This is a genomic window from Psychromonas sp. SP041, assembly GCF_000470315.2.
Lineage (GTDB): Bacteria > Pseudomonadota > Gammaproteobacteria > Enterobacterales > Psychromonadaceae > Psychromonas.
Map to the genome: position 1 here is coordinate 22,985 of NZ_CBRF02000049.1, position 6,140 is coordinate 29,124.

At 38.2% G+C, this 6,140-nt stretch carries 5 protein-coding genes; all 5 read right to left on the minus strand.

The annotated features are described in order from the left end of the window. Positions 1 to 105: 105 nt before the first annotated feature. On the minus strand, positions 106 to 1,125 hold the full coding sequence (locus tag SP041_RS19005) for a LacI family DNA-binding transcriptional regulator (protein WP_025565339.1): 1,020 nt from the start codon (positions 1,123 to 1,125) through the stop codon (positions 106 to 108). Positions 1,126 to 1,328: 203 nt separating this feature from the next. Further along, positions 1,329 to 2,426, minus strand: coding sequence for a sn-glycerol-3-phosphate ABC transporter ATP-binding protein UgpC (ugpC, locus tag SP041_RS19010; protein WP_025565854.1), 1,098 nt, complete (start codon positions 2,424 to 2,426; stop codon positions 1,329 to 1,331). 2 nt (positions 2,427 to 2,428) lie between these two features. Further along, positions 2,429 to 3,391, minus strand: coding sequence for a carbohydrate ABC transporter permease (locus SP041_RS19015; protein ID WP_025565853.1), 963 nt, complete (start codon positions 3,389 to 3,391; stop codon positions 2,429 to 2,431). A 6-nt stretch (positions 3,392 to 3,397) separates the two neighbouring features. After that, on the minus strand, positions 3,398 to 4,261 hold the full coding sequence (locus SP041_RS19020) for a sugar ABC transporter permease (RefSeq protein ID WP_025565852.1): 864 nt from the start codon (positions 4,259 to 4,261) through the stop codon (positions 3,398 to 3,400). An 86-nt stretch (positions 4,262 to 4,347) separates the two neighbouring features. Continuing rightward, on the minus strand, positions 4,348 to 5,694 hold the full coding sequence (locus tag SP041_RS19025; protein ID WP_025565851.1) for an extracellular solute-binding protein: 1,347 nt from the start codon (positions 5,692 to 5,694) through the stop codon (positions 4,348 to 4,350). Positions 5,695 to 6,140 lie beyond the last annotated feature (446 nt).

Below are 6,140 nucleotides of genomic sequence, written 5' to 3' on the forward strand. Positions count from 1 at the left end.
ATTAAAATAAAGTGTGAAGCAAATACATTGATTTCGGGGCAGGGTTATAAATGCATTGAGCCTCCCTAAATACAGCAATATAGTCATGTTTATTTGGTCATATAGTCATGTTTCATTAGTTATAAAGTAATCATCTGACTGTCTAATCACAATCGTCGCTTCGTGCCAATTTTTAACCTCGAATTGCTTACCTTCGACCTTATTTAACATCAGTTTAGACATCCCCTCACCAACCGCATCAATATCATATTGAACGGTAGTAATAGAGGGATTGGTATAACGACTATGTTCATAATCCCCATAACCTGCAACAGCGATATCAATACCGACTTGATAGCCTAACGTTTCACAAGCTGCAATAGCACCTAACGCCATCGTATCGTCTGCACACAAAATACAAGTAGGACGGTGAATTAATAACATGATTTTCTGAGTCATTTTCATCGCATCATGCTCATTAAGCTCACCATTTAATAACCAATGTGGATCAATCGATATATGTGCTTCATGCATGGCTTGTAAATACCCTTGCTTTCTCGCTTGTGAAACCGTCAATTCATTTGGCGCATCTAAAAAAGCGATGCGTGAATGGCCATGCTTGATTTGGCGTTGTGTCAGGTCATAAAAAGCTTGTGCGTTATCCACATCAACAAAACAGTCATTCTTAAAATCAGTATCAAACCCAAAGCAAACATAGGGAAACTGATGCTTTTTCAACATGGAGATCCGTGGGTCAAGATGGCGAGTGCGCACAATAAAAACACCATCAACTAATCCACTGGTGATGAAATCAAAATAGACTTGTTGTTCATCTTGCCAATCAAAAATAGTCGTCACAATTAACTGATAATCATGTTTTGCTAAAAATTCAGCAGCTGCAGCTAATACCTTGGAGAAGGCAGATGAGACAAACATTCTTGAATGAGCAGGCAGAATTATACCAATATTACGAGACTTACCAGAAGCTAACCGTTTAGCCGTAGGATTCGCTTTATAGCCTATATCCTGAGCGGCCTTTAATACTTTTTCACGTGTTTGCTCATTCACATCTGTGTAACCATTCAACGCTCTGGATACGGTGGATTTTGATAAGCCTAAATGTGCTGCTAGTTTTTTAATCGACATAAATCACCTAATATTGAGATATTAAAAAATCAATCTGCAACTTATACCAATGGAATTAAATAAGTGATCAGATATTGCGTAGGAAAAATTAACACTAATAAGGCGTGAGTTGTAGGATATAGTTGTTCTCACTTCAAAACTCACAACGCAGTTAGGGGGGATTTTAACCAGCAAAAATGATCACCTTATTAATTCTTTTGGTATTATAGACGCTGCTCTGTTTTATGGTCGAAAATTAACACACGAGAAAGATCAACCAACAAATCAATTTTTGCGCCTAATGTAATATCAGAACGTAAATCTAATCGCGCTTTTACCGAGCTACCCGCTAGATTAAATAAAACCTCTTTATCAAAACCCATTGGCTCAATGAGGTCGATAGTCAGGCCAGTAAAGTTAAAGGTAATCTCTGTTTCAGAAAAAAAGGCTTTATCGTTAAAAAAGTCAGGGCGAATTCCTACTTTTACCTTTAACCCTGAATCGGTTATGGGCGCCTGGTAAGCAACATTTGATAACTGATTTCTTGGCAAGTGATAACCGTCAATATCCAAGTAATCATTGAACAACGTCCCCTCTATAATATTCATAGAAGGCGAACCGATAAACTGCGCAACAAATATATTGGTCGGATTAAGATAAATCTCCATTGGTGTGCCAGATTGAGCAATATAACCATCATGTAGCACCACAACCTTATCCGCTAAGGTCATAGCTTCGACTTGATCATGGGTTACGTACACGCTTGTACGACCAAATTTGTTATGGATTTTGCCTATTTCTGTCCGCATGTGGCTACGTAATTTAGAGTCTAAATTCGATAAAGGCTCATCAAACAAAAACACATCGGCTTCTCGTATAATGGCGCGTCCCATCGCAACACGTTGACGTTGACCACCGGATAAATCGGCAGGTTTTCTCTCTAATAATTCCTCAAGTTGTAACATCTCACTTATTTCACTCAAGCGACGTTCAATTTCCTCGTTATCAACCTTTAAACGACGCAACGCAAACACGATATTTTCCTTAACTGACTTATGAGGATAGAGCGCATAATTTTGAAAGACCATTGCAATATTACGATCCTGTGGTTCAATATCGTTCACCACACGATCGCCAATAATAATATCGCCAGAGGTCGGTTGCTCTAACCCTGCAATCATCCGTAGTGTTGTTGATTTACCACAACCAGAAGGGCCAACTAACACCACAAACTCCCCATCTTCAATCGCTAAATCAATGCCTTTTACAACCTGTGTTTTATCGTAACTTTTAACGATATTTTTTAATGTAATAGCCGCCATAATTATCCTTTAACCCCGCCGTCTGTTTTTCCGCCTTTCATAAAGCGAGATGCAAATAAGAAACAAATTACAATCGGTGCCAAGGTCAACATTGATGCTGCCATGATCCGATCCCAAATTGCATTTTTGGATACAAACAACTCCTGTAACGCTAATGGTAACGTATGAAATTCTGGGTATTGCTTAAGGAATACTGACGCAAATAAATACTCGTTCCAGCCAATAATAAAACAATAAATAAAGACGGTGGCTAACATAGGTAAAGAAAGTGGCAACACAACTTTGATGATCGCTTCCTTACGTGAACAGCCATCCATCATCGCCGCTTCTTCTAATGCGAAAGGAATGCCTCGAAAGTAGTTTCCTAACATATACATACCCACTGGCAAGGTTTGAACAATGTAAATGAGGAACAAACAGAAAGCACTTCCCCACAAGGAAGACGCTAACCCAATATTCATTGCCATTTGATACAAAGGCACCATCAATAACACGCCACCGACCATATAAACAAACAACACCGAGCGCTGTATTACCACTTGTCCTTTAAAACGTAATCGACTAATTGAATAGGCCCCCATGACAGAGAACACCAATGAGAATGTCGCAGCACCAACAGAAAATATAACGCTATTAAGCATGTATTTTCCAAAGGGAAATAAGTTGTCGTTAGACATATATTTTGCTGAGATTGCATCTTTCTTATCTTGAGGTAACTTCGGATTATTTAGTATCTTTTGAATGGCAGCGGGCATTTCGACTTTTTTAGCTTCTGTTAATCCTAATAGCTCTTTGTACGCGTCTAGATTAATAGTTTGTGGGATCAACGAAGGGTTTCCCCAGTCATACTGGTGTTTCAGTGACGTTGAAAGAATTTGGGCAAATGGCAATAAACTAAAGCTAACCAATAATAAAATAGCTAAAGCAAATCCAATACGTCCTGTTAAAGTTCGTTTTCCTAACATTTTAAATCACCACTTCATTATTTTTTTGATGTAAAACCAAATGAATACAGACAACACAGCTAATTGAATAACAGACGTTGCGGCAGCTAAGCCTTGATCGATAACACCTGTAAAGGCTTGATAATAAGTAAAAATAGGTAAGGTTTGCACATTAGGTGCAAGAAGGTATACATCTTCAAAACGATTAAGATTCCAAATAAGACGAAGTAAAACGACCGTCGCCAATACAAAGTACAACTCAGGTAACGTCACATGAAAGAAACGGCCAATCGGACCATAGCCATCTATCGCTGCGGCTTCATATTGGTCTCGTGATACTGACACTAACTTCGATAATATGAGTAAGTAAGCAATAGGTGCATGCTTCCAAATATCAAACAACACAACTACCCATAATGCTGAGTCAGGATTTCCAATTAAATTGGTGCGTTCACTCCATATCCCCAATGCATCGACAAACAAATAATTCACAACACCCGAGATCGGATCAAACAAAAACTGCCAACCAAACACAACTGAAATAACAGGGGCCACATAGGGCAGCATAATGGCGGCATTCACTAAGCCTCGGCCTTTAAAAGGGTCTTTCAACAACAGCGCCATCGCCAAACCTAATAGCGTTGTTCCTACAACGGTGCCTAATAAATACAAACTGGTTGTGCCGATTGCAGAATAGTAATCGGTGTTTGTCAGTAATTTGATGTAGTTTTCAAAACCAACAAATGTTTTATACCCGTTTAACTGAACATCAAAAAAACTCAGATAAACGTTATACATCAGAGGATAAAGAATCAGTAAGCCAAGAATGAGAATAGTCGGTGTGACCAACTTCCAACCAAACTTAGCTTCAGCTCGTTCTAGTGGCGTCATAGTGTTCCCTTATCCACATGAGGAAGCAGCCTCATATGGATCATTAATGTCTGCATAACGGAGCAACAAGTACGAATTAAAGTCAGTTATTCAGAAACAACCTGTTTCATCTGCTTTTCAGCCCAATCCAATGAGGCTTGTGACTCTTCACCTTCAATCGTCGCGCGGTAAATCATGCGAGGAATAATTTGTTTCGCAAAGATTTCACCAGACTTAGGAAAGGTTTTTCCTTCCACGACAGAGAAATTTTTAATATTGTCAAAGCCGGCAACGATTTCCTTAATAGACTCTTTGCCGTATTGCGCAAAAATACCTTTAGGATCATTTAAGAATTCATCAGTTTCAGCAATATCTCGTAACATTGGTAGATGCCCGCCAACCGCCATATGTGAATAAGCAACCACTTGGTCTTTTTCATTCATATATTCAATGAATGCTTTAGTTGCTTCAACCTCTTCTTTATTGTCGTTTTTCATCACACTCAGTCCAACCAAAGTACCGAATGACGAAGGAGACGTTTTAGTAATAGTCGTTGCTAAGCGTGTATTTTTCGCTAAATCAGGATCAAAAGCCGCACCTTTAAGGTCAGTAAAGTTTTCAGAACTCAATGAACTAGCAGCCGCTTCTGCAAGCGCAATATCATCTAAAATATAAGATGAGTAAAAGAACATCGCTAACTTACCTTGTAAGTAATAATCTCGTGCTCTCCAACTCTGTGGGCCAGGAGGATTGTATTGCGATAGATTTTTATAAAAGTCTAAGACTTCTTTTTGTGCTTTCGAGTTAAAGACAAGTTCACCGTTTTTATTAAACTGCCCAGCATCATTAGACAATGCAAATTGTGTATAACATTGCTCAGCATAATTATCCGCTTTAGTTCCAATCAAAATACCGTATTGATTTTCTGTGGGTTTATAAAAGTACTTTGCAGCAGCTTCAATCGTTTCCCAAGTAGTCGGTGGCGCTAACCCAGCTTCTTTAAACCAATCGGCACGATACCAAATACCTTGTACCCAGCCACTATAAGGAACAGAAACATATTCATTAAGTGTGGTACTTTCTACTAACTTAAGTGCACCAGAATAAAAACGTTGTTGACCAATTCGTTTAACCAGATCCGTATTAGAAGCAACGTCTATAATGCCCTCTTCAGCAAAAGCCAATGAAAGGTCAGACCCTACTTCAATCATATCCGGTAATGTATTCGATGCTGCCGCAGCTGCTATTTGTTTTGGCATATCGTTTTCGTCGACTGCAATTATTTTCACCTCAATACCTGAATTAAGCGCCTCAAAAACATCAGCCATCACCTCAATGGTTTGAAGTCTGTCCGATTGAGTTTGTGTCGTCCAATATTCAATAGTGGTAGCACTCACTAAACTAGAAAATGGCAAGCTAGCCGCTAACCCGAGAGTTAAGGTATTAATTTTCATCGTTATTTCCTTATTTTAAAATAGACTTAAAAGTAATCAGAGAATCAACTTAGAAAAAATTCAGTAGGATTAAATTCGACTTTTTCCATTATGAGTAAAAAATAAGCAAGTAATCTAACAAATAATTTAGTGAATTATTTATCAAACTATATGATTGGTTTTTAGTCTACCCTAAATAATATCGATTATTACTTGAACTAAGTCTCGTTATTAACGGATAACAAAACCGGTTTTGATCCATGCGATCATGGTCACTATTTATACTAATACCGATTACATTAAATAAGTGATCTAAATTTTGCGCAGGAAAAATGACTTGGTTTAAGGCGTAAATTGAGCTAAATAGATAATTGGACTCCCCTACACCATTACCAACGTGTAGGCTAATATCATTGTTACCACACAAAAATATTAAATGGAGTCCAATAAATGAATAATACTAGAAT